The sequence below is a fragment of the Pseudomonas paraversuta genome (assembly GCF_904063065.1).
Lineage (GTDB): Bacteria > Pseudomonadota > Gammaproteobacteria > Pseudomonadales > Pseudomonadaceae > Aquipseudomonas > Aquipseudomonas paraversuta.
This window is the reverse complement of the sequence record NZ_CAJFCL010000013.1, coordinates 65,480-89,189: the sequence shown is the minus strand read 5'-3', so window position 1 is coordinate 89,189 and position 23,710 is coordinate 65,480. Positions and strand designations below refer to the sequence as shown.

Sequence of the window (23,710 nt, the reverse complement as noted above, 5' to 3'; positions counted from 1 at the left end):
TCAAGCAGACCCGATATCGCTATCAATCCCTGCCCGTGCGTGGGGATGCTCCCGGGTTTGCATTGCCGACATTTGTCCAGAGCAGTGAAGAGCGGTTGCTGCTGGTTGAGGGCAATCAGTCCACCGAGCTGGGCCGCTCGACGCAAAATTTCATTAACGATCCGGCCTCGCCCCATCACGCTCGCATGCTCAGCGAAACCAGAACCGTAGAGGGTAAAGGCACCACCCGGGCCTACAGCTACACCCTGACCCAAGCGCCAGACACCCGCTCTCTTCAACGTGCCGTGTTGCAGGAAAATGTGACAGTTACCGGGCACGATGGGCACTCAACTGTTGCCCAATCCTCACAAGATCTGTACTCGGGGCTAATGGTCACCGAGCAGACCGACGAGCAGCTGCGCATGGCCTTTGCCCACGATGCCCTGGGGCGTGTGACTCAGGAAGTCGCGGCTCCGGATTCGGCGTTCGAGGCTGAGGTCAATTGGGCCTATTCCTTGTCAGCGAACCAGCGCTGCCAGACCCGAATCGGAGCTTCCGGACGTAAGGAAACTGTCTGGCTCGATGGCATGGCCCGGGAAATCCGCCGGGAAAAACAGACCGACAGTGGTACGACCTATACCGCCTGGACTGCGGAATATGACGTGCTGGGCCGGGTGTTCCGTGAGACCAGCTACGACCCGGGTAATGAAGACGTCCCGGCCCTGAGCCTGACCACTGAACGCACCTTTGATGACTGGGGCAATGTGCTGACTGAAACCGGCGCGGACGGTGTCACCCAACACACCCTTGCCGACCCGGTAGCCCTGACCGGCAGCAGTTGGCAGACCGATGCCAAGGGTGTGGCCGGGGCCAGAACCGTGACCACCCATACTCTGGATGGCAAGCCGCTGACCGAGCAATTATTTTGCGCCCAAGGGGAGTTGCAACACACCTTGCGCTGGAGCTATGACGGCCTTGGCCGTTGCATCAGCCAGTCCGATGCCATGGGCCGGGAGACCCGCCAAGAATGGGATGCGCGGGACCGGTTGGTATCCACCACGCTGCCTGATGGCTCCCTCATTAAACGCACCTACGCCCAAGGCCATGACGGTGATTTACCGGCCACGGTCTCGATCACTCATCCGTCGTTGGGCACTAATGAAGTCCTGCTGGGCGAGCGTAAATATGACGGTCTGGGCCGACTGGTGTGGGAAAAGGTCGGGCAGGGTGTATCTGAATGGGAATATGCCGAAGGAGAAATCCACGCCCATAGCCAAATCCTGCCCGACGGTACCCGGGTGAAGAGTGAGCGCCAACCGGAGCTGAGCGACGCATTGCTGTCGCTGCAAGCGCCCGGGATCAGCGTATTCAATAAATACGATCCGCTAAGTGGCCGTTTGCTGGAAGCCCAAGGCAATCTGGGTCTGCAAAAAGATCACTGGTCACCGTCCGGCCAACTGAGCAAAGCCGACTACGCCTGGCAAGGTGATCAGCCGCGCTCGCAACAGCAAAGCACCACACCGGCGGGCACAGTAACGCGCCTGACCGATGCCGACGGTGCCGAGCAGCGCTGCCAGTACGATGAATTCGGGCGTTTGAGCGTGCAGCAAGGTCCCGATGTGAGCATCAGCATTACTTACGATGCAGCGTCGCGGATTCACCAGCAGCGAACCCAATCAAACGATGGCTCGCGGGACATGACCGTAACCCTGGGCTATGACAGCCTGGGCCGCCCGGCCCGTCGTGAAACGGCTACCCGCACGCCCACCCGACAGTCCCTTGAAATCCAGACCCAGCAATGGCGTAAAGACGGCAAGCTTGCGCAGCGTGAACTGACCCGCGACGGCACACTGGTGCGCGGTGAAAGCTTCGACTACGACAACCGCGGACGGATGATTACCCATCGTCTGAGCGGTCATGACTTACCGAAGGATGCTCACGGCCACCCTTACCGCGAGCAGCACTTTCAATACGACGCCCTCGACAACGTCCTGCGTCTGGAAACGGTCTTTGCCGACGCCAGCGCCAACAATGTCAGCGTATTCGGCTACAACCCCGCCGATCTCACCCAGCTGATCAGCGTCAGCCACAGCCGCGCCGATTATCCGGCACCGGTAACCCTGGAGTACGACGCTCTGGGCAATCTCAAACGCGACGAGAAAGGCAATCCACTGCACTACGACGCCCTGGGCCGACTGATCGGGGTAACCCTGCCTACCGGCGAGCGCCGCTGGCACTACGGCCCGGCGGGCAACATCATCAAGACCGAGGACACTAATGGCCCGCGCTGGCGTTACCACACCGGCGGCCAGCTCAGCTGCGAGATGGGTGAAGACACCCAGACCCGCTGGGTAAGGGCCGGCGCTGTTCCCGTGGCAGAAAGTCGACTGGCATCGGCAGTGCGCGAAGTGATGCTGCTGGGCACCGATGCCCAGGGCTCGATAACCACTGAGGCCAACGACAGCCTGAACACCCCGGTCTACGGCGCCTACGGCCAGAGCCAGCCCGGCACCAGCCGACTGGGCTACGCCGGCGCCTTGCGCGAACAGGACAGCGGCTGGTACTTCCTCGGCGATTACCGCATCTATAACCCCGCACTGATGCGTTTCCACAGCCGTGACAGCCTCAGCCCCTTCGGCGAAGGCGGCCTCAATGGCTATGCCTACTGCGCCGGGGATCCGGTCAACCGCATCGATCCATCGGGTCATTCGTGGCTGGACTGGCTGTTACCGGCGGCCGGGCTCGCGCTGGCACTGGTCGGCACCGTGGCCTCCCTGGGTGCGTTGGCGGCACCCACTGCAGCACTGACCGCCAGCTATGTAACGGCCGTCACCACTGCGACCTTGAGTGTGGTGTCGCTGGCAGCGGATGTGGCCTCGATAGCCTTGCTGGCCAGTGGCAATGAGAATGCCGGGCGGATTCTGGGCTGGGTGGGCATGGCAACCGGGCTGGCTTCGGCGGCCCCGTCGATGGCCGGGGCTGCGGCCAAGGGAGTCAAAAGTGCCGGCAAGTTCGTGGGCAGCTGGCAGTACAAACTGCAACATGCAGGGGGCAGGGGCCAGGGGTTTCCACCCGGCAGATTCCAGCCCTTGAGCCTGCGAACTCTGGCTTTCCAGGCCGTGGATCAGGGCGAGGCATGGCGCGCAATTCGCCATATGGACATTGCCGGATCAGCAGACCCATTGAGCCGTGCGGCTCCTGTTTCGGCCTATCACCACAGTATCAGCAGCATGGAGGCATTCAACGAAGTGCGAGCCTATTATCAAGGCGCACATCCAAGGCCAACATTACCCTTGCCACTCAATACTGTACCCGGTCACACCGTTACCAGCGGCGGTGTCAATTTCCCTGTGTTCGCCAACAATCCATCTTATGTCCGTGAGGTCAGGGTGATCGCAACCCATGGCCGGGCCAGAAACCTGCCGGTGGATTTGCACCTCAACGGGATCGATCCTGAGAGCTTGAGAACCTTCACCCCGGAATTCAGAAGGCATGCAGCAGGTATCAGTTTTCAAACTATGCAGAATCCGGTCAACAGAGCGTTTTTTGATTATGTGGTTCCTGTTGCTGCAGACGAAGTCGCCTGGACCATAGGCGGAGCGTTCAGGACAAATTACTTTAATAATTTCATGAATGTACGACGTTAGGTCAGCTCTGGAATAAAGCGGCTGGTGCGTGCCGGGCTAACCTGCCGCAGTTCATGAGACTGCGGCGGGTTTCCTGCAGCGACCTGGCTGATTGCGTGGATCATCGCCAGCATTGTCTTCGAAGCGAGCGCGCGCCCTTACTTGCCTTCAAACACCGCCGCACGTTTTTCAATAAACGCCTGCATGCCTTCCTTCTGGTCCCGCGAAGCAAACAGCAACGCATTGGCTTTACGCTCCAGGGCCAGGCCGGTCTCCAGCGGGGCATCGACCCCGGCCAGAATCACTTCCTTGATTTGCTCGGCAGCCAGTGGCGGCATCGCAGCGATCAACGTCGCCATCTTCAGTGCCTGGGCCTGCACCTGGTCATCATCCACGAGGTCGCTGACCAGCCCGGAGATCCAGGCTTCCTCGGCGGTGATCGGCTGCCCGGTCAATGCCATGCGCATGGCTTTGGCCTTGCCCACGGCGCGCACCAGACGCTGGGTGCCACCGATTCCCGGCATGATCCCGATGCGGATTTCCGGCTGGCAAAATTTCGCGCTGCGCCCGGCCACAATAATGTCGGCCAGCATCGCCAGTTCACAGCCGCCGCCGTAGGCGTAACCGCACACCGCCGCGATCACCGGCTTGGGGCAGTGCTGGATGGGGGCCCAGACCCGCTCGGTATGGCGCTGGTAAATATCGATCGGGCCGACACCGGCCATGCTGTTGATATCGCCGCCCGCAGCAAACACCTTGTCGCCGCCAGTCAGCAGGATGCAGCGCACTTCGGGGTTTTCGGCCAGCTCTGTGAAATAGCGTGACAGCAAGGCTTGCAGCTCAAGGCTCAGGGCGTTAGTGGCCTGGGGGCGATTAAGCCGCAGCAAAGCGACGCCCGGGGCCGGGAATTCAAGCAGTACCGGCGCGGCAGATGGGTCTGACATGGGGTTCCTCATTAACAGGGGCTGTCACCACAGCGTGCGCTGGATTGTTGCGTTCGCAAGAGGGCGCTTCATCGTCCGTTCAGACGACGAGCAGCCCCCGGATTGCCCCTAGAGTGGCTCCATCAGTAGAAAAAGGAGCTCGTCATGGGCCAACTCTCAGGGCTGGACTACAGCGGCAAAGTGGTGCTGGTCACCGGCGGTACCAAAGGCATCGGTGCAGGCATTGCCCGCAGCTTTCTGGAGGCCGGGGCGCAGGTGATCGTGTGCGGCAGGACTGCACCTGAGGCGTTGCCGCAGGCAGGTTCTGCGCAAGCGCTGTTCATGGCTTGCGACGTGCGTGATGTGGATTCGCTTAAAGCCATGTTTGCGGGGATTGCTGCCGACTTCGGTCGCCTCGATGTGGTCATCAACAACGCCGGTGGCAGTCCGTCCGCCGATGCCGGCAGCGCTTCGCCACGTTTTCACGAAGGCATTATCCGCCTCAACCTGATCGCCCCGCTGAATGTCGCGCAACAGGCCAATGCCTTGATGCAGCAACAGGATGGCGGCGGTTGCATTGTGTTTATCGGCAGTATCAGCGCCTTGCGCGCTTCCCCGGGGACCGCGGCCTATGGCGCGGCCAAGGCCGGGATACTGGCACTGGTGCAATCGCTGGCGGTGGAGTGGGCGCCCAAAGTGCGCGTGGTGGCGGTCAGCCCGGGGCTGGTACGCACCGAGCAGGCGCATCTGCATTACGGCGATGAACACGGCATTGCCGCAGTCAGCGCCGGGATCCCGGCAGGGCGCATGGCGCTGCCCGAGGACATCGGTAACGCCTGTCTGTTTATCGCCTCGCCCATGGCGGGGTATGCCAGCGGCTGCAATCTGCTGCTGCACGGCGGCGGCGAACGTCCGGCATTTTTGGGTGCGGCGCAAAGCGCTGCTCACTGATCGACCTTCAGCGGCGGCCAGTGGGTTGCCGCTCTCAATTTGCAGGAGACGAACTTGGCTGATTCTCAATTGCTAACCGACGTGCGCGCCCTGGTGGGGCGTGAATATGGTCGCGTCTACGCCTGGGACGAAGTCAACGCCCCGATGATCCGCCAGTGGTGCGAGATCATGGGCGTGGACAACCCGCTTTATACCGACCCGCTGTTTGCCGCCAACAGCGTGCAGGACGGGCTGGTGGCGCCGCCTGCAATGCTACAGGTGTGGTGCATGGAAGGCTTTCACCTGAACAACTATGCACCGGGCTCGACCACCGAAAACCCCTACGAAGTGCTCAAGCTGATTGAGTCGTATGGCTATGGCTCGGTGGTGGCGGTCAACTCCGAACTGACGTTCAAGCGCAACGTCCGTCCGGGGGAAAAGCTCTACTACACCACCCGGCTGGACTCGGTGGGCGACGAAAAAACCACCGGTCTTGGTACCGGATTTTTTGTCACCCTGGTGATGAGCTACTTCGTTGAGCACAAAAGCGGTGACGAGGAAGTCGGCGAGTTGCTGTTCCGGGTATTCAAATTCCGTCCGGCCAACCCCAAGGCGGCTGAAGCGGCCCCGGCAAAAGTTGAAACCGCCCCTGTGGTCAAGCGCCCCAAGCCGGGCATGAGCGATGACACGCGGTTTTTCTGGGAAGGCTGCGATGCGGGCAAGTTGTTGATCCAGCGCTGTACCCAGTGCCAGACCCTGCGCCATCCACCGGCGCCGGTATGCATCGAGTGCCATTCGTTCGACTGGGACAGCGTGCAGGCCAGCGGCCGCGCCAGCCTGTATTCGTTCGTGATCATGCATTACCCCGAAGTCGCGCCGTTCGACCATCCCAACCCGATCGGCCTGATCGAGCTGGAAGAGGGCGTACGCCTGGTGGCCGGACTGGTGGGGGTCAAGCGCGAAGAACTGAGCATCGGCATGCCCTTGCAGCTTGAGTTCAAGACCTTCGACGGCGAACTGACGTTGCCGTTGTTCCGGGCACTTTCTTTACCGGCAGCCGAGTAAGGAGCGAGCATGGATTTCGAATTCACCGAAGATCAACACGCTATCGCCGAAATGGCCGGTAGCGTATTTGCAGACTACTGCACCGATGACCGCTTGCGTCAGTTCGACACCAGCGAACATGCCTTTATGGAGCCGCTGTGGCAACTGTGCACAGAGACCGGGCTGCAGGCCCTGGCCATCCCTGAAAGCCACGGCGGCAGCGGGCTGGGCATGACCGAGTTGCTGACGGTGCTCGAGGCCCAGGGCAGGGCTCTGGGGCAGGTGCCGTTGTGGCGCCATCAACTGGCCGCAGCAACCCTGGCCGCTTGGGCTGATCCGGTCTTGCAGGCATGGGCCACGGATGCGGCTGCCGGTCGCGTCTTGTTGACCCTCGACCTTGGGGGCTTGAGCGGTGCCCGGGGCCTGCAATTACAGGCCACTGCGCAGGGCCAGGGCTGGAGCCTTGACGGTCGGGTGGCCGGCCTGGCTCTGGCCGGACAGTCACAGGCGGCGTTGCTGCTGGTGAGCGTCGAGGGTCAGCCGCGGCTGGCATTTGTCGAGCTGGGCGCTGCGGCGATCAGCCATGTGCCGGGCCGTATGACCCATGGCGAAGCGGTGGCTGACTTGTCCATCGACGGGCTGTTTATCACTTCGCAACAGTTGCTGCCGGCCTGCGCCCTGGACTGGCTGGAACCACGCAGCATCGCGGCACTGGCGGCATTGCAGCTGGGGGTCAGCGCCGAGCAGATCCGTCGCACCGTGGAGTATGTCAGCGAGCGACGTCAGTTCGAACGCAGCATCGGCAGTTTTCAGGCAGTGCAAATGAGCATGGCCAACGCGCACATCGCCCTTGAGGCGTTGCGCAGCAATCTGTGGCAGTTGTGCTATCGCCTGGATGCCGGCTTGCCCGCGCCGTCCGAGGCCCTGGCCACCGCCTGGCATGCCTGCGAAGCAGGTCATCTGATCGGGCACAACGCCCAGCACGTACACGGCGGCATTGGCGTCGATCTGACGTACCCGATGCATCGCTTTCTCTACTGGAGCCGCGCTCTGGGCTGTGCCCTGGGTGGATCGGCAGCATGCCTGGAACGCCTCGGCGACTGGCTGAGCCATAACGACAAGCTGGGATGGAAATATGACCTTGCAGAACACCAAGCGCTTTGACGACGTGCGCCCCGGCGAAACCTTGCCGGCCCTGGCGATCCCGATCACCGTGGGTCTGGTTACCGGCGGCGCCATTGCCACCCGTGACTACTTCCCGGGTCACCATGATTTGAACGCTGCCCAGGCCCTGGGCTCGCCGCACATTTTTATGAACATCCTTACCACCAACGGTCTGGTGCAGCGTTATGTCGAAGAGTGGGCGGGCCCCGAGGCGCGTTTTGCCTCGCTGAAGATCAAGCTCGGCGCGCCGAATTACCCCGGCGATAGCATGACCTTCAATGGCGCAGTCACCGGACTGGATGCTGCCACCCGCACGGTGGAAATAACCCTTGGCGGCAAAAATTCGATGGGCAACCACGTGACCGGTACGGTCACGCTGGTTCTGCCCTGATAGCGGGAGACAGCACACATGACGCAATCGTCACTTTCCGGTAGCGCCGCCATTGTTGGCCTGGGTGCGACCGAATTCTCGAAAAATTCAGGGCGCACCGAGCTGCGCCTGGCACTTGAAGCGACCCTGGCCGCCCTTAAAGACGCCGGAATCGACCCGTCCGAAGTTGAAGGTTTCAGCTCGTACTCGGTGGATAAAGTCCCGGAATACGAAATCGCCCGCTTGCTGGGCTGCAAGGACGTCAAGTTCTTCTCCCAGGTGCCCCATGGCGGGGGGGCCGCCTGTGCGCCGATCATGCACGCGGCCATGGCCGTGGCCACCGGTGTGGCCAAGGTTGTGGTGGTGTACCGCGCCATGAACGAGCGTTCGTGGTATCGCTTCGGCAGCGGCAGCTACGGTTTCGCCTCGACGCCGATTTTCGAAAACGTCAACTACGGCTGGTACATGCCCCACGGCCTGCACACCCCGGCGTCATGGGTGGGCATGTTTGCCCAGCGCTACATGCACACCTATGGCGCCACCTCCGAAGACTTCGGTCGGGTTGCGGTGGCGGTACGTGATTTTGCCGCGACCAACCCGGCCGCATTCTTTTACGGCAAGCCGATCACCCTTGAAGAACATCAGGCTTCACGCTGGATTTGCGAGCCGCTGCATTTGCTCGACTGCTGCCAGGAATCCGACGGTGCCGTGGCCATGGTGATCACCTCGGCCGAGCGGGCCAAAGACCTGCGCCAGAAGCCGGTGACGATCAAGGCCGGTTCGCAGGGGATTACCTCGGGCCAGCAAATCATGACCTCGTTCTACCGCGACGACATTACCGGCCTGCCGGAAATGGGCGTGGTTGCCAAAGAGTTGTATCGCCAGTCGGGTCTTGGGCCCGAGGCGCTGCAAACGGCGATCATTTACGACCATTTCACGCCGTTTGTACTGCCCCAGCTCGAAGAGTTCGGCCTGTGCGAACGCGGCGAAGCCAAGGAATTCATCCGCGCCGGGCACCATGCCCGCGGCGGCAAGTTTCCGATCAATACCCACGGCGGACAATTGGGCGAGGCCTACATCCACGGCATGAACGGCGTGGCTGAAGCCGTACGCCAGGTGCGTGGCACTGCGGTCAACCAGGTCGACAGCGTGGAGAACGTGCTGGTGACCGCCGGTACCGGCGTACCCACCAGCGGCCTGATTCTTGGTACGGCCTAAGGAGCTCACATGTTCGTCGACCTCACACCCGAACAACACGCCCTGCGCCTCAAGGTGCGGGACTATTTCCAGAACCTGATGACCCCGCAGCTGCGTGAACAATTGCGCGGCAAAGAGGGCGGCGAGCTATACCGCGACACCATCCGCCAGATGGGCCGTGACGGCTGGCTGGCGGTGGGCTGGCCCAAGGAGCACGGCGGCCAGGGTTATGGTCCTACCGAGCAATTCATCTTCTTTGAAGAAGCCAATATTGCCGGTGCGCCGCTGCCGTTCGTGACCATCAGCACGGTGGGGCCGGCGTTGATGGCCCACGGTACCGAGCTGCAAAAAGCCAAATTCTTGCCGGGCATCGCCGCGGGCGAAATCATTTTTGCCATCGGCTATTCCGAGCCGGATGCCGGCAGCGACCTGGCGGTGCTGAAAACCACTGCCCGGCTGCAAGGCGACGAGTTTGTGGTCAATGGCACCAAGCTCTGGACCTCGGGCGCCGAGTCGGCCGATTACATCTGGCTGGCGGCCCGTACCGACCCTGAGCGCCCACGGCACAAGGGTGTATCGATCCTGATTCTGGACACAGCGGCTGAAGGTTTTACGACCACTGTGATCCCGACCACCAGCAACCCGACCGCCGCCACTTACTACGACAACGTGCAGGTGCCCCGGGACATGCTGGTGGGCGAGTTGCACGGTGGCTGGAAGTTGATCACGGCGCAGCTCAACCATGAGCGGCTGGGGCTGGGGGCATGGTCCGACAAGGTGGCAGGGCTGTTTCGCAAGGTCTTCATGTGGGCCCGTGAGGCCGACGAGCAAGGTGTTCGTGCCACCGACAAAGCGTGGGTGCGGGCCGGTCTGGCGCAATGTTATGCGCGGCTTGAAGCCATGCGCCTGATCAACCTGCGGATTGCCGCTGACCTGGAGCGTGAGCGCATGGACGTTGCGCTGGCGTCGACCACCAAGGTTTACGGCTCGGAGTCGGCGATCGAGATTCTGCGGCTGCTGAGCAACATCGTCGGGGCCAACGGACTGATTCAAGGCGGCTCGGCGGCGTCGTTGTTGCAAGGCGAGCTGGAGTACGAAGTACGTGCCTCGGTGACCCTGACCTTTGGTGGCGGCACCAACGAGATCCAGCGCGAGTTGATTGCCCAGTTCGGCCTGGGCATGCCGCGTACCCAACGCTGACACCCATCACCTAACCGCAGGAGCGAGCTGTTCTCGACAAATAGCTCGTTCCTGCAGGTGTTGTGTCAGCAGGTGACCATTTACAGGTGAAACCCATGAACGCCATTGATCAGTTCAGAGAGCAAACCCGCAGCTGGCTTGAGGCCAACTGTCCGCCCTCGCAGCGTAAAGCCATTCCTGAAGGCGAGCTGGTGTGGGGTGCGAACGAGGTCGAGTTTCCCGATGCCGACGCCCGGCTGTGGTTCGAACGCATGCGCGACAAGGGCTGGTTCTGTCCGGACTGGCCACAGGCGTATGGCGGCGCCGGGCTGAGCGAGGAATACAACGCGGTGCTGGAAAGCGAGCTGCGCCGTCTTAAATGCCGGCCGCCGCAAATCAATCTGGGCATCTGGATGCTCGGCCCGGTATTGCTGGAATTCGGCACTGAAGAACAAAAGAAAAACCTCCTGACCCCGATGACCCGTGGCGAAGTGCGCTGGTGTCAGGGTTTTTCCGAGCCCAATGCCGGCTCGGATCTGGCGAGCCTGAAAACCTCGGCCCGGGATGCCGGCGATCACTTCGTGGTGGATGGCAGCAAGATCTGGACCTCCTATGGCGACAAGTCGGACTGGATGTACGCCCTGGTGCGCACTGATCCTGCGGCCAGCAAGCACACGGGGATCAGCCTGATTGTTCTGGACATGAAGAGCCCCGGGGTCAGCGTTGCGCCCATTGATTTGATCAGTGGCAAATCGGCGTTCTGTCAGGTGTTTTTCGACTCCGTCAAAGTGCCTAAAAGCCAGCTCATCGGTCCGTTGCACGGTGGCTGGAACCTGGCCAAGCGCCTGTTGCAACACGAACGCAAAGCCATGTCCAAATTCGGCGAGTTCAGCCTGCCGACGCATTTCCACTTGCTGCCACTGGTCAACGAGTACTTGCCCGAGCCATCCGGCCAGGGCGAGTTGGCCCTTGCAGCCCGCGCCGTGGCCTGCGCCATGAACGAGCAAAGCTACAACCTGACAGTCCAGCGCATGGGTCAGGAAGCCCGTGCCGGGCAGGACGTCAGCGGGCTGATGTCGATCATGAAGCTGGTGCACACCGAACAGGAACGCGACAAGTTCGAGGTATTGCTGGACGTGATGGGGTATCACGCTCTGGGCTGGGACAAGGGTGCTTTCAGCCCCCAGGAACAGGCCATCACCCGCGGCTGGTTAAACAGCTTTGCCCTGACGATTTCCGGCGGTGCGTCGGAAATCCAGCTCAATGTTATCGCCAAGCGGGTCCTTGGCCTGCCTGACGTGAAGTAAGGAACTCAGCATGAACCTGGTTTATAGCGAAGATCACCGGTTGTTGGCCGACAGCGCCCGAGAGTTCCTGGCCGCGCGCAGCCCCGTATCGCGCCAGCGCGCACTGCGCGATGAGGGCGGTGTCAACGGTTTTGACCCGCAACTGTGGCAGGACGCTGTGGCGCTGGGCTGGAGCGCGATTCCGTTCCCGGAAAATCTCGGCGGCCTGGATTTCGGCTGCATGGGCCTGGGGCCGATATTTGAGTCCATTGGCAGCAACCTCAGTGCCTCGCCGCTGCTTTCAAGCGTGGTACTCAGCGGCTCGTTGCTGCACCTGCAGGGTAACGCCGGGCAACAGGATCGCTGGTTATCGGCGTCTATCAGCGGCGAGCGCCGCCTGGCCCTGGCCCTGGACGAAGGCTCACGCCACAACCCGGCGAACGTGGCGTTGCAGGCGGTGCCGAATGCAAACGGCTACAGCTTGAGCGGCAACAAATATTTTGTCATCGACGGCGTGGGTGCGGATGCCTACCTGGTGGTCGCCAAGGGCGCAGGAGCGGGCCTTAGTCTGTTTCTGGTGGCCGCTGATGCCCCGGGCCTGAGCGTCCAGGCGCTGCCGCTGATCGACTCGCGCAATCATGCGCGACTGCAGCTGGACCAGGTCCAGGTCGGGCATGACGCGCTGCTGGGTGAGCCCGGATCCGCAGGCCCGGCGCTCGAGATTGCCCTGGACCGCGGCCGCGTGTGCCTGGCTGGCGAAATGCTGGGCATGGCCGAGAAGCTCTTCGCCATGACCCTCGACTACCTGAAAACCCGGGTTCAGTTTGACGTCAAGATCGGCTCCTTTCAGTCACTGCAGCATCGCTCTGCCGAGCTGTACGTGCAGATACAACTGGCGCGCAGTGCGGTGATGGCCGGGCTTGCGGCGCTGGACGACAGCCGTCTGAGCGCCGCCGAGCGCCAGCGCTTTGCCAGTCTGGCGAAGTGGAAAGCGGGGCAGATGGCCCTCAATGTCGCCAATGAAGCGGTGCAAATGCACGGCGGGATTGGCGTAACCGATGAGCTGGACGTGGGGCTGTTTCTGAAACGCATACGGGTAGCCCAGGCGAGTCTGGGGGATGCCGATTACCACTGCGAGCGCTACGCAGATCTGATGCCCGCGCACGCCTAGGCCGACTGCCAGTCAGGAGAATAATAAGATGAAGCTTGAACAGTGGCAGAGCGCCTGGCAGCAATTGACTGGTGCCGGCTCACCTTTTGAAGTGGTCACCCAGCCGGGGAGCGGATCGAAGCATTTTCGGCATACCGCTGCCCACGTCTGGGCTGCAATCGACAGTGGCCGGGTGCATGGCGAGCGCGAGTTTCTGGTGTGGGAACAACAGCGTCTGACCTTCAGCCAGTTTTTCGATCAGGTGGACAGGCTGGCCGGCCAGCTGGTGCATCGTTTCGGCGTGCGTCAGGGCGACCGGGTGGCGATTGCCATGCGCAATCAGCCCGCGTGGCTGGTGGCGTTTGCGGCCATTCAGCGTTGCGGCGGGGTGTGCGTCCCCCTCAACAGCTGGGGCCTGCGCGACGAGCTGTTTCATGGTCTGCAGGACAGCGGTGCACGGCTGTTGCTGTGTGACGAGCCGCGCCTGCACTTGCTCGATGGCGACTTGCGCGAACAGGGGCTGGCGACGATTGTGGTCGGTCTGTCCGCCGGCCAGTTGCTGGCTGAACACTGCCAGCGTCTGGAAGATCTGCTGGCGGCCCCGGTGCTGACTGCACAGGCCCTGAAAGTGACGGCCGATGACCCGGCCATGATCCTCTATACCTCAGGCACCACCAGCTTGGCCAAGGGCGTGCTGTCGACCCATGGCGCGGTGTGCCAGGCCCTGGTGGCACTGGAGTTTCAGGGGGCGTTCTGTGCCCTGAGCTCGCCGGAGCGTATCAGCGTGGTGATCAACTGCGGCTATGCCCCAACCACCTTGATGGCAGTGCCGTTGTTCCATGTCAGCGGCCTGCATGCGCAATTCCTGCTGGCCTTGCGCAGCGGTCGCCGCTTGTTGCTGATGTACAAGTGGGACGTGGAAAAGGCTCTGGACCTGATCCGCGATGAACATTGCACCCAGTTCAACGGCGCGCCGGTGATGATGCAGCAACTGCTGACCTCGCCACGTTTCGGCACGGCCGACACCAAGAGCCTGTTCGGTCTGGGGCTGGGGGGCGCGGCGCCGTCCAGCAGTCTGTTGGCGCATCTGACCCAGCGCAAACCGGAAGCGGTGGGTGGCAGTGGTTACGGCCTGACCGAAAGCAACGGGATTTGCGCGGCCATCGGCGGTGATCAGTTTGTTTACAAACCGGCTGCTGCCGGCTGGCCATTGCCGATCGTCGATGTGCGTATCGGTGACAGTCCGGACCGGCCACTGCCCAATGGCGTCAGCGGGCTGATCTGGATCCGTTCACCGACCTTGATGAGCGGTTACTGGAACCTGCCCCAGGCCAGTGCCCAGACCTTGCGCGATGGCTGGCTCGACACCGGTGACATCGGCCTGCTGGATGACGAAGGATTTCTCTATATCACCGACCGGGCCAAGGACTTGATCAACCGTGGCGGGGAGAAAATATCCGCAGCCGAAGTGGAGTCCTGTGCCTGTGAAATGCCTGGCGTGATCGAAGCCGCCGCCTTTTCGGTGCCGGACGATGTGCTGGGGGAAGTGGTGTTCCTGGTGGTGCGCGGCGCCCCGTCCGACACCCCGGACAGCGAGGCGGTGCGCAGCTTTATCGCCCAGCGTCTGGCGAGTTTCAAAGTGCCGGCGCAGATCCATGTCCAGCACACCCCTTTTGCCCGCAATGCGTCGGGCAAGATGCTCAAAGGTTTGCTTAAAGAGTTGTTGGTAACGCCCTGAGTAGTCTTTGTGGACGATGTAGTCGCCGGCAAATGGCGAAGAATGGACGCATACCCCTTAGCAAGCTTTTACGCGTAGGAGGCAATACATGAAAATAACAAGAACAGGCGTAATGCTCGCAGCCGCCATGTCCGTCAACGTACTGGCCATCGGTCCGGCTTTTGCCCAGGTGTCTGGCGCAGAGGCAGCCAAACTGGGCAAGGAGCTGACCTGTGTCGGTGCTGAGCAGGCCGGTAATGCGGCGGGCACCATCCCGCCGTACACCGGCAAATACCTGGGCGAAGTACCGGGTTGGAACCACGTTAAATTCTCCGGTGACCAGCCAGTGGATCCCTATGCCGCTGAAAAGCCGATTGTGGTGATCACCGCGCAAAACATGGCCCAGTACGAAGACAAACTCACCGAAGGCCAGAAAGCGCTGTTCAAGCGTTATCCGACCACTTACAAGATGAACATCTACCCGGGCCACCGTGATTTCCGTTACCCGGACTACGTGTGCCGGCGCGCCATGAGCAACGCCCTGAACGCCAAGCTGGTAAACGATGGCATGGGCATTGAAGGTTTGGGCCAGGTCCCGTTCCCTATCCCTAAAAGCGGTATGGAAGTGTTGTGGAACCACCAGTTGCCGGCCCGTGCCTGGACCGAAGAAAAAACCAGTGATCTGGCCTCGGTTTTGCCCAATGGCAGCATTGGCTGGGGGCGTGCCTATGCCCGGGGCCTGTCGCAGGCCAACTCACCGATTGTTGAACCCAAAACCGAAGACAAAATTCAGGCCATGGGCAACAACACCACCCTTAAACCGGCGCGTGACAACGGTGTGATCAGCATCTCCCACGAACCCTACGACTTTCAGACCAACCCGCGTCAGGCCTGGAGCTACAGCCCCTCGACCCGCCGCGTGCGCTTGCTGCCCGGCTATGGCTATGACCAGCCGATGATCGGCACCAACGGCACCATGACAGTGGATGAAGACCGCCTGTTCAACGGCTCGCCGGAGCGCTACACCTGGAAGCTGCTGGGCAAGCGTGAAATCTACAGCCCGGCCAACGCCTACAAGCCGAACGCGGGGACGGTGAAATACGCCGACATGCTGACCCCCAACCATCCCAACCCGGACCTGATGCGTTATGAACTGCGTCGTGTGTGGGTGGTGGAAGCCGATCTGAAAGAAGGCTATCGCCACCTGTACGGCAAGCGCGTGCTGTTCATCGACGAAGACACCTGGAACGCGGTGATGGCGGACAACTACGATGCCCGTGGGCAATTGTGGAAGCACGCGATGGTCAACTACTACTACCACCCTGACATGAGTGGCTGGCAGGCGGGTTCCCAGTTCTTCATGGACTTGAACTCGGGGCAATACACCGGCTACGGCATGACCAACGAAGCCAAGAAAGGCCCGATTCTCAATGAAGGCAAATTCACTCCCGACCAATACACCGCCGATGCTGCGCGGGCGATGGGGCGTTAAGCAAGTGGTCATAAGCTAACAGCTGCAAGTAACAGCAAAAGCCCTGTCGGTTAACGACGGGGCTTTTTGTTTTTACCGCTGTAACGGGTTGCCGGGTTGTCTTTATCGCTGGCAAGCCAGCTCCCACAATGGGATGTGATCAGGGTTACAGAACCTGTGGGAGCGAGCTTGCTCGCGAGCTTTTTATCGGCCTCATATTGAACACCTGGTGACTGTGGACTGCTTGAGAAGCTCGCGAGCAAGCTCGCTCCTACAGATGTAATTACCGGTATGTCGGGTTGTCTTTATCGCTGGCAAGCCAGCTCCCACAATGGGATGTGATCGGGGTTACAGAACCTGTAGGAGCTGGCTTGCCAGCGATGGTCATGGCGCAGTTTTATATTCTAGCCCTGGGTCCAGACCGCCAGTTCATAGCCATCCGGGTCGGTGAAATGCAGGCGGCTGCCGCCCGGGAAGGGGAATTCGGGGCGGGAGATGGTGCCTCCGGCCTGGAGGATGGCCTGTCGGGCAAGGGCCAGGTCGTCGGCGTACAGAATGATCAGCGGGCCACCCGGGCGCACCGGCTCGCCAGTGGTGAAGCCGCCGCTCAAACGGCCGTCGCTGAATTCGGTGTAGGCAGGGCCATAGTCGGTGAACGTCCAGCCAAACACGGCGCCATAGAAGGCTTTGCTGCGCGCTATGTCGTGGACGTTGAATTCGATGTTGTCGATTCGATAATGGCGGGGGTCGGTAGTCATGGTTATCTCCTTGAAACTCAGCACTATAGCTGCACTCAGGAAGTAACACAGGTCAACGCCGGGGGCGGGATGCCGCCCCCGGCGGGTTCAGGCCTCGCGTCCGGCTTTGTGGCCGGCGCTGATTGCCCCTTCGATGTAGCCAATGCTCTGACAGTCACCAATGCTGCTGGCCGATAACCCTGCGCGGGTCAGTTCATCCAGCAAACGGGTGTCGGGTTGCGCGCCAATGGCCAGTACCACGGAGTCTGCTTCGCTCTGTCCTGAACTGCCATCTGCCAGTTGATAGCGCACGCGATTGCCTTCAATGGCTATCACACTGGCACCGGTGATCAGCTGTCCGCCATGCACGCGTATTTCATGCAGCACCCGCCAGCGGCGCACGATGGCCAGTTCGCGGCCAAGATGGCTACCGCTTTCCAGTACGGTCACCTGGCGCCCGCGGGCGATCAGGAACTCCGCCAGTTCCAGGCCAACCAGGCCGCCACCGATGATGGTCACGCGCTTGCCCAAGGGCATCCATACCCGTGACAGTTTTTGCATGGCCTCGCTGCTGTCGGTGACCCCCGCCAGGTTGCCGGCTTTCATCAGGGTGCGCTGGGTGAAGGACAATTTACGCTTGGCAATTTCCTCCGCCCGGTCGCCGGTCATCAGGCGCCGCAGTTCATCACCGCTCCAGACATGGTCCTGATCTGCACCGGGGATGTCGGGGGCCGCACGCTCGGCACCGACGGCCACCAGCACCTGGTCTGCGCCAAGGTCGCGGAGCAGGGCAGGGCTGGCCTCAGTATTGAGGCGCAGATCAATCGAAGATTGCTGCACCTGAACCTTGAGGTTGTCCAGCAAGCGGGCGTTTTCGGCATAGGCCAGCCCGGCAAAGAACAGGGTCCCGCCGAGGCGGTCGCTGCGTTCGATCAGGGTCACCCGATGCCCGCGCAGGGCAGCTATTCTTGCGGCCTCCATGCCGGCAGGCCCGGCACCGATGACCGCAATATGTCTGGGGCTGGCGGTGGGGCTGATGACGTATTCGAACTCGTGGCCGGTCATGGGGTTGACCGCACACTTGACCCGCTCGTTGACGAAGATCTGGCTCACGCACACGTAGCAGTAGATGCACGGGCGGATGCTGCTTTCCTGATCGTTGAGCAATTTGTTCGGCAGTTCGGGATCGGCCAGCAGTTTGCGGGCCATGGCGATAAAGTCGCAATCACCACGCTTCAGGGCGGCTTCACCGGCCTGGGGTTCGATACGGCCTACGGCGATTACCGGCACCTGCACGCTGCGCTTGATCGCCGCAGTCCATTCCATGAAGCCGCCGGCTTGATGCACCAGCGGTGCTTCGGTAAACACCACGCCGCTGGTGATCCGCGCACTGGCCGACACACTGACCGCATCCACGCCTGCCGCTTCGGCCATGCGTGCCACCGCCTTGGCGTCGTCCAGGCTGATGCCGCCGGGGGTATGCAGTTCTTCGGCGTCCAGACGCAGCCATACGGCAAATTGCGAGCCGACTTTGGCCCGCACGGCAGCGATGATCTGCAGCAGCAGCCGGGCGCGGTTTTCCAGCGAACCGCCGTACTCATCCTCACGCTGGTTGTAATAGCCGGACAGAAAACCGGCAATGATATAGCCGTGGGCGGCGTGCAGTTCTACACCGTCGAAACCGGCGCGCTGGGCACGCTCGGCGGCGCAGGCAAACCAGTCGATCATTTGCCCGATGTCGGCACTGTCCATCACGCGGATGGGCGAGCCTTCGGCGCGGCGCTTCATGGAACTGACGAAGTTGGCCAGTTCCTCAGGGGTCAGGGCCGCCATCATGTCGCTTTGCAGTACCGGGGGCACTGACGGTACCCACAGTTGCCGTCCTTCAGCCATATCCCGTACCGAGGTCTTGCCCGCGTGTTGCAGCTGCATGGCAATTTTTGCACCGTGGCGGTGAACCCGCTCGGCGAGCTGGCTCAGGCCCGGGATAAAGTCATCGCTGGACACGCCGACCTGGAACGGCTCGGCGGTGCCCGCCGGGAACGCCACTGAACAGACCCCCATGATCAGCAGCCCGGCGCCGCCACGGGCGCGGGCTTCGTAATAGGCTTGAATCCGTTCGCCACAGTGGCCATCGGCTTCGGCAAAGTTGGAGCCCATGGGCGCCATGATGATGCGGTTGCGTAGCTCGATTGAGCCAATGCGACCGGGTGCCAGCAACTGAGAGAATTTTGTCATTGTTGTTTTTCAGTCCGAGCAGGATAAGAAGGGCTGAGGGCGACCCACAGGCCGCCGTCAATGTTGCCTGTTCAGTTTTTGAGGAAGTCCAGGCACGCCTTGTTGAACAGCTCCCGGTGTTCAACCTGGACCCAGTGGCCGCAGCGGTTGAGCATGATAAAACGCGCATCCGGTGCATGCTTGAGCACTTTGAGGGCGCCGCTGGCCGGGTTGAAGTTGTCGTCGGTGCCCCAGAAACCGAGGATCGGTACTTGCAGCTCTTCAAGGCGCTCGGTCATGTTCGGCACCATCATGGTGGTGAACAGATTGCGCGGTTGGTGCACGGCCACCGCCACTCGCTCGGCCAGCAGGCTGTCTTCGAGCTGGGAGCTGTCGAACAGTTGCAGGCTCATGATCCGGCGCATCTGCTCGATGCCCAGGGGTCCGGCGTTGTACAGCTCGACCATGCGCTGAATGCCAACCATCTTGAAGTAGGTTTCGCGATCTTCAACGCCGCCGGGGGCCATCAGAATCAGCTTCTCCACGCGCTCGGGCTCGGCCAGTGCCAGCCCCAGGGCAATGGCGCCGCCCAGGGAGTTGCCCAGCAGGGTGGCGCGCTTGACCCCCACCGCCTTGAGAAACCCGGACATGGCGTTAACGAAGAAGTCCAGGTTGTACTGCGCGTCTTCGGGTTTGTCGGAGCGGCCGAAGCCCGGCAGATCCACCACCAGATTGCGAAAGCCGGCGGCGACGAACTGCGGGTAGTTGCCTTTGAAGTTGCTGTAGCCGCTGGCACCCGGGCCGCTGCCGTGCAGCCACAGGACTACCGGGCCGCTGCCTTCATCGAGAAAGTGCAGGCGCAGGCCGCAGTCCAGTGTCACGAAATGGCCGACGGGCAGCGGAAGGTCTTGTTCAGTCATCACTCAATCTCCGGAATATCAGGCACTGACCGCTTCAGCCAGGGGCGCTGGGGCAGGGGTGTTGTTCAAATGGTTGCGATAGCGCGGCAAGGCCATGGCCAAAAATACCGAGGCCAGCACCAGCAGCGAGATACAGGACGCCAGTGCGTAGCGCAGGCCTTCGTTACCCAGGGTGTGGGCAAAGCCGTCGCTGAGCATGCCGATCAGCAGCGGGCCGACACCCACCCCGAGCAGGGTCATGGCCATCACGAAAATCGCCGTGGCCTGGGCCAGGCGGGTGGCCGGGAACAGGTGTGAGATGGCGCCCAGGCAGGGTGTTGCCCACCAGGTGCCGAAGAAGCTGAACACGCAATAGAACAGGAATGCGCTGGGTACCGGGGTGCTGCCGACATGGAATGCCGTGCCGGTTGGCCAGAGAAAATAGGCCAGGCCAAAGGGGATACTGATCAGGGTGCCGAGCAGCGGTACTCCGATTTGCCAGCCTTTGTCACGACGCGCCAGGCGGTCGCACAGGATGCCGCAGGTCAGGGTGCCCAAGGTAGCCCCGACACCGCCGGCGACGCCCGCCAGCAACCCGGCGTCCTGCAGGCTTAGGCCGTGGGAGCGGATCAGAAAGCTGGGGCTCCAGGTGCCGATGGCGTAGCCGGCAATGGCCGCGGAACCGCCGGTGAGCACGATCCAGAGGAAGGACGGGGTCTGGAACAGTTCGCGTACCGTCACCGCCCAGTGGGCTTGCGCCACTTGATTGGGGCTGACCAGCATTGCAGGTTTCGGTGCCCGTACGGTGAGCAGTAATAGCAGACCGAGAAAAATCCCCGGCGCACCGATCACCACGAATGCAAAACGCCAGCCGTAATGCTGGGCGATCCAGCCGCCCAGGCCGAGGCCGAAAATCGCCCCCAGGCTTGAGCCCAGCATCAGCACCGAGAGTGCGGTGGAGCGGCGTTCCGGCGGGTACAGATCCGAGACCATGGCCATCGACGGGGCAGTGCCGCCGGCTTCGCCGATGGCCACGCCGATCCGGGCCACCACCAGCATCGCAAAGCTGGCCGCGAAACCGCAGAAAATGGTCATCACGCTCCAGGCAATACAACTGAATGCGATGACTTTCTTGCGTCCGATACGGTCAGACAATCGCCCCAAAGGAAAGCCGAACAGGGTGTAGAAAACCGCAAAGGTCACGCCTGAAAGCAGGCCGATACCGGTATCGGAAATACCGAATTCAGCCTTTACCGGCTCGATCAGAATTGCCATCAGCAACCGATCGATATAGTTGAAAACATAGATGGCAGCCAGTACGCCTAACGCGTAGTGAGTTCGCCAGGTGGGACGTAAAGTTATCGACACGACGGGTTCTCCCGGTTTTGTTCTAGTGAGCGATTTATTCCACGAACCCTGCGCCATGGACATCGTCCATTCAGACCAGCTGTGGCTCAGGGGGCCTGATCACTGAAGCGGTATTTGTTGCAGTCCATTGCTGCCATCCCGGACAAGCTTGCTGCCTGCGGTTCGGTGCTTAGTCCCATCGGACGATGTTCAGCTTTTTCCTCCAGTCAATGATTGTCCCCATGCACCGCCCACGGCTTACGGGCGGCCGACATCTGGCAGGTGGGAGAAACACCATGAAGTTGCTGAATAAAGTTGCGTTTGTGACCGGTGCAGGGCAAGGCATGGGCCGGGCGATTGTGCGCCATTTCGCCGAGCAGGGCGCAGTGGTAGTGGCGGCCGATATCAACCTCGATGCGGCCAACCAGACCATTGAAGGGCTGGGCGACAAGGCGCTGGCCGTGATCTGCAACGTCGCCGACAGTGACTCGGTGGCGACCGCCATGGCCGCTGTACAGGCGCGCTTCGGCAGCCTCGACATTCTGGTCAACAACGCCGGCATCGGCTCCATTGATGCATTCGCCGAGACACCGGACGAGAACTGGCAGCGGGTGATCGGGGTGAATCTCACCGGCACTTTTTTCTGCAGCCGTGAAGCCGTGAAATTGATGCTCAAGGCCGCCACCCCGGGTGTGGTGATCAATATCTCCAGCACCTCGGCCCTGACCGGCGAAGGTCCAAGCCACTACTGCGCGGCCAAGGCCGGCGTAATGGGGCTGACCCGCAGCATGGCCCGTGAGCTGGCCGCCAACGGCATTCGCGTCAACACCATTGTTCCGGGCCCGACCAACACTCCGATGATGGCCGACATCCCGGATGACTGGATGCAAAGCATGCTCAAGGCCATCCCTCTGGGACGCATGGGTGAAACCGAAGAAATCGCCCGCGTCGCTGCCTTTCTGGCCAGCGAAGACGCCGGCTTCATCACCGGGCAAAACCTCGCGGTCAACGGCGGCATGGCGTTTATCTGACCCCGGGGCACCGACAGGAGAGAGCAGAGCATGGGTACTCGTTTACAAGGCAAGGTTGCATTTATCACCGGCGCAGGCTCGGGCATTGGCGCGGCTACCGCCCTGCGGTTTGCCCAGGAGGGTGCGTTGGTGGTGCTCTGCGGTCGCCGCATCGAGCCGCTGGAAGCCGTAGCGGCACAGATTCGCGATGCCGGTGGTCGTGCTGAATGTGCGGTGGCCGATGTCAGCAATGAAGCCGCCTATGTCGGTGCCATCGGCGCTGCCGCTGAGCGCAATGGCCGCCTCGACATTCTGGTGAATAACGCCATGGCCTACAGCTGGGGCGCAATTGACAGCACTAGCACCGCCGACTGGCATTCCAACTTTTCAACCACGGTCGACGGCACGTTCTGGGGCACCCGCACGGCAATGGGCCTGATGCGGGTCCAGGGCAGCGGTTCGATCATCAATATTGCCTCGATCTGCGGGCTGTTCGGCACGCCGTGGATGGCCGGATATTCCGCTGCCAAGGCGGCGGTGATCAACTTCAGCCGCGCGGCCGCCAGTGAAGGTGCCAGTCACAACATCCGCTGCAACGTGGTGATTCCCGGCATCGTCGAGACCCCGGCCACCGCCGGCATGCTGACCGACGACAAGACCCGGCTCAATACCGAAAAACTGATCCCGCTCAAGCGCGTCGGCCAGCCCCTGGAAGTGGCCAACGCCATTCTGTTTCTGGCCAGCGACGAAGCCTCGTACATCACCGGTGCCAGCTTGCCGGTAGATGGCGGGCGCAGCAGCGAGTTGTACACGGTACTGGAATAAGGACTTTTTATGGAACAGAACGCCTTGCTTGCCCGGCTTGACCGCCTGGAATCGATTGAAGAAATCCGTCAGCTGGCCGGTAAATATTCGTTGTCGCTGGACATGCGCGACCTCGATGCCCACGTCAATCTGTTTGCCGAAGACATCCGCGTCGGTCGCGAAAAAACCGGACGCGCGCACCTTAAAGCCTGGGTCGATGACACCCTGCGCGACCAGTTCCATGGCACCTCGCACCACCTGGGTCAGCACCTGATCGAGTTCACCGATCCAGACCATGCGGTGGGCGTGGTGTATTCCAAGAACGAGCACGAGACCGGTCCCGAGTGGGTGACCATGCAAATGCTCTATTGGGATGACTACGAGCGCATGCAGGGGCGCTGGTATTTCCGTCGTCGCTTGCCGTGCTACTGGTACGCCAGCGACCTCAACAAGCCGCCGATCGGCACGCAAAAAATGCGTTGGCCGGGGCGCGAACCCTATGCCGGGACCTTCCACGATCTGTTCCCGTCCTGGACCGAATTCTGGGCCAGACGCCCGGACAAGGATCAGTTGCCGCAAGTGGCCAGCGCCGCTCCGGTGGAACACTTTCTTGCCACCCTGCGCCGTGGGGCTGGCGCACCGAAAATACGCGTGCGCTAA

At 61.7% G+C, this 23,710-nt stretch carries 19 protein-coding genes; 14 read left to right on the top strand and 5 right to left on the bottom strand.

Annotated elements, in window-relative coordinates:
• The coding region (locus tag JQ845_RS21695) for an RHS repeat domain-containing protein (protein WP_203009449.1) at positions 1-3,626 on the top strand (3,626 nt) is incomplete at its 5' end.
• 137 nt (positions 3,627-3,763) lie between these two features.
• Here JQ845_RS21695 and JQ845_RS21690 read toward each other — a convergent pair.
• Positions 3,764-4,549 carry an enoyl-CoA hydratase gene (locus JQ845_RS21690; protein ID WP_003445069.1) on the bottom strand — a complete coding sequence of 262 codons (786 nt, stop codon included), beginning with the start codon at positions 4,547-4,549 and terminating at the stop codon, positions 3,764-3,766.
• Between the two features lie 144 nt (positions 4,550-4,693).
• Between JQ845_RS21690 and JQ845_RS21685 the strand changes: the two genes are divergently transcribed.
• The 10 genes from JQ845_RS21685 (at position 4,694) to JQ845_RS21640 (ending at position 16,057) form a co-directional block, all read left to right on the top strand.
• Positions 4,694-5,479 carry an SDR family oxidoreductase gene (locus JQ845_RS21685; protein WP_010656632.1) on the top strand — a complete coding sequence of 262 codons (786 nt, stop codon included), beginning with the start codon at positions 4,694-4,696 and terminating at the stop codon, positions 5,477-5,479.
• Positions 5,480-5,533: 54 nt separating this feature from the next.
• Entirely contained in the window at positions 5,534-6,523 is a 990-nt protein-coding gene (locus JQ845_RS21680; protein ID WP_003445073.1) for a bifunctional MaoC family dehydratase N-terminal/OB-fold nucleic acid binding domain-containing protein, read from the top strand.
• A 9-nt stretch (positions 6,524-6,532) separates the two neighbouring features.
• Positions 6,533-7,666 carry an acyl-CoA dehydrogenase family protein gene (locus JQ845_RS21675; protein ID WP_160627472.1) on the top strand — a complete coding sequence of 378 codons (1,134 nt, stop codon included), beginning with the start codon at positions 6,533-6,535 and terminating at the stop codon, positions 7,664-7,666.
• A complete protein-coding gene (locus JQ845_RS21670; RefSeq protein ID WP_003445078.1) occupies positions 7,638-8,057 on the top strand; it encodes a MaoC family dehydratase in 420 nt (139 codons plus the stop codon). Before JQ845_RS21675 ends, JQ845_RS21670 begins: the two co-directional genes overlap by 29 nt.
• A gap of 18 nt (positions 8,058-8,075) precedes the next feature.
• Entirely contained in the window at positions 8,076-9,254 is a 1,179-nt protein-coding gene (locus tag JQ845_RS21665; protein ID WP_003445091.1) for a lipid-transfer protein, read from the top strand.
• A gap of 9 nt (positions 9,255-9,263) precedes the next feature.
• Positions 9,264-10,433: an acyl-CoA dehydrogenase family protein gene (locus JQ845_RS21660; RefSeq protein ID WP_003445092.1), complete on the top strand. Its 1,170-nt coding sequence runs from the start codon at positions 9,264-9,266 to the stop codon at positions 10,431-10,433.
• Positions 10,434-10,528: 95 nt separating this feature from the next.
• On the top strand, positions 10,529-11,719 hold the full coding sequence (locus JQ845_RS21655) for an acyl-CoA dehydrogenase family protein (protein ID WP_010656629.1): 1,191 nt from the start codon (positions 10,529-10,531) through the stop codon (positions 11,717-11,719).
• 10 nt (positions 11,720-11,729) lie between these two features.
• The gene (locus JQ845_RS21650) at positions 11,730-12,869 is read left to right on the top strand and encodes an acyl-CoA dehydrogenase family protein (protein ID WP_003445094.1); all 1,140 of its coding nucleotides are present in this window, start codon (positions 11,730-11,732) and stop codon (positions 12,867-12,869) included.
• A 28-nt stretch (positions 12,870-12,897) separates the two neighbouring features.
• Positions 12,898-14,586 (top strand): class I adenylate-forming enzyme family protein, encoded by a 1,689-nt coding sequence (locus tag JQ845_RS21645; protein WP_203009448.1) that lies wholly within the window; start codon positions 12,898-12,900, stop codon positions 14,584-14,586.
• Between the two features lie 88 nt (positions 14,587-14,674).
• Positions 14,675-16,057, top strand: coding sequence for a DUF1329 domain-containing protein (locus JQ845_RS21640; protein WP_369826385.1), 1,383 nt, complete (start codon positions 14,675-14,677; stop codon positions 16,055-16,057).
• A 383-nt stretch (positions 16,058-16,440) separates the two neighbouring features.
• On the opposite strand, the gene JQ845_RS21635 is transcribed toward JQ845_RS21640, so the two are convergent.
• From JQ845_RS21635 to JQ845_RS21620, 4 genes are all read right to left on the bottom strand, one after another.
• Positions 16,441-16,794, bottom strand: a complete 354-nt coding sequence (locus tag JQ845_RS21635) for a VOC family protein (protein WP_203009447.1) — start codon at positions 16,792-16,794, stop codon at positions 16,441-16,443.
• An 87-nt stretch (positions 16,795-16,881) separates the two neighbouring features.
• On the bottom strand, positions 16,882-19,011 hold the full coding sequence (locus JQ845_RS21630) for an oxidoreductase (RefSeq protein ID WP_010656627.1): 2,130 nt from the start codon (positions 19,009-19,011) through the stop codon (positions 16,882-16,884).
• Between the two features lie 71 nt (positions 19,012-19,082).
• Positions 19,083-19,910: an alpha/beta fold hydrolase gene (locus JQ845_RS21625; protein WP_003445107.1), complete on the bottom strand. Its 828-nt coding sequence runs from the start codon at positions 19,908-19,910 to the stop codon at positions 19,083-19,085.
• A gap of 18 nt (positions 19,911-19,928) precedes the next feature.
• Positions 19,929-21,257 carry a spinster family MFS transporter gene (locus tag JQ845_RS21620; protein WP_003445109.1) on the bottom strand — a complete coding sequence of 443 codons (1,329 nt, stop codon included), beginning with the start codon at positions 21,255-21,257 and terminating at the stop codon, positions 19,929-19,931.
• Between the two features lie 275 nt (positions 21,258-21,532).
• Between JQ845_RS21620 and JQ845_RS21615 the strand changes: the two genes are divergently transcribed.
• The 3 genes from JQ845_RS21615 to JQ845_RS21605 are packed head-to-tail and all read left to right on the top strand — an operon-like array spanning position 21,533 to position 23,710.
• The gene (locus tag JQ845_RS21615) at positions 21,533-22,267 is read left to right on the top strand and encodes an SDR family NAD(P)-dependent oxidoreductase (protein ID WP_003445112.1); all 735 of its coding nucleotides are present in this window, start codon (positions 21,533-21,535) and stop codon (positions 22,265-22,267) included.
• A gap of 30 nt (positions 22,268-22,297) precedes the next feature.
• Positions 22,298-23,071 carry an SDR family NAD(P)-dependent oxidoreductase gene (locus JQ845_RS21610; protein ID WP_003445115.1) on the top strand — a complete coding sequence of 258 codons (774 nt, stop codon included), beginning with the start codon at positions 22,298-22,300 and terminating at the stop codon, positions 23,069-23,071.
• A 9-nt stretch (positions 23,072-23,080) separates the two neighbouring features.
• Positions 23,081-23,710, top strand: coding sequence for a nuclear transport factor 2 family protein (locus JQ845_RS21605; protein WP_003445116.1), 630 nt, complete (start codon positions 23,081-23,083; stop codon positions 23,708-23,710).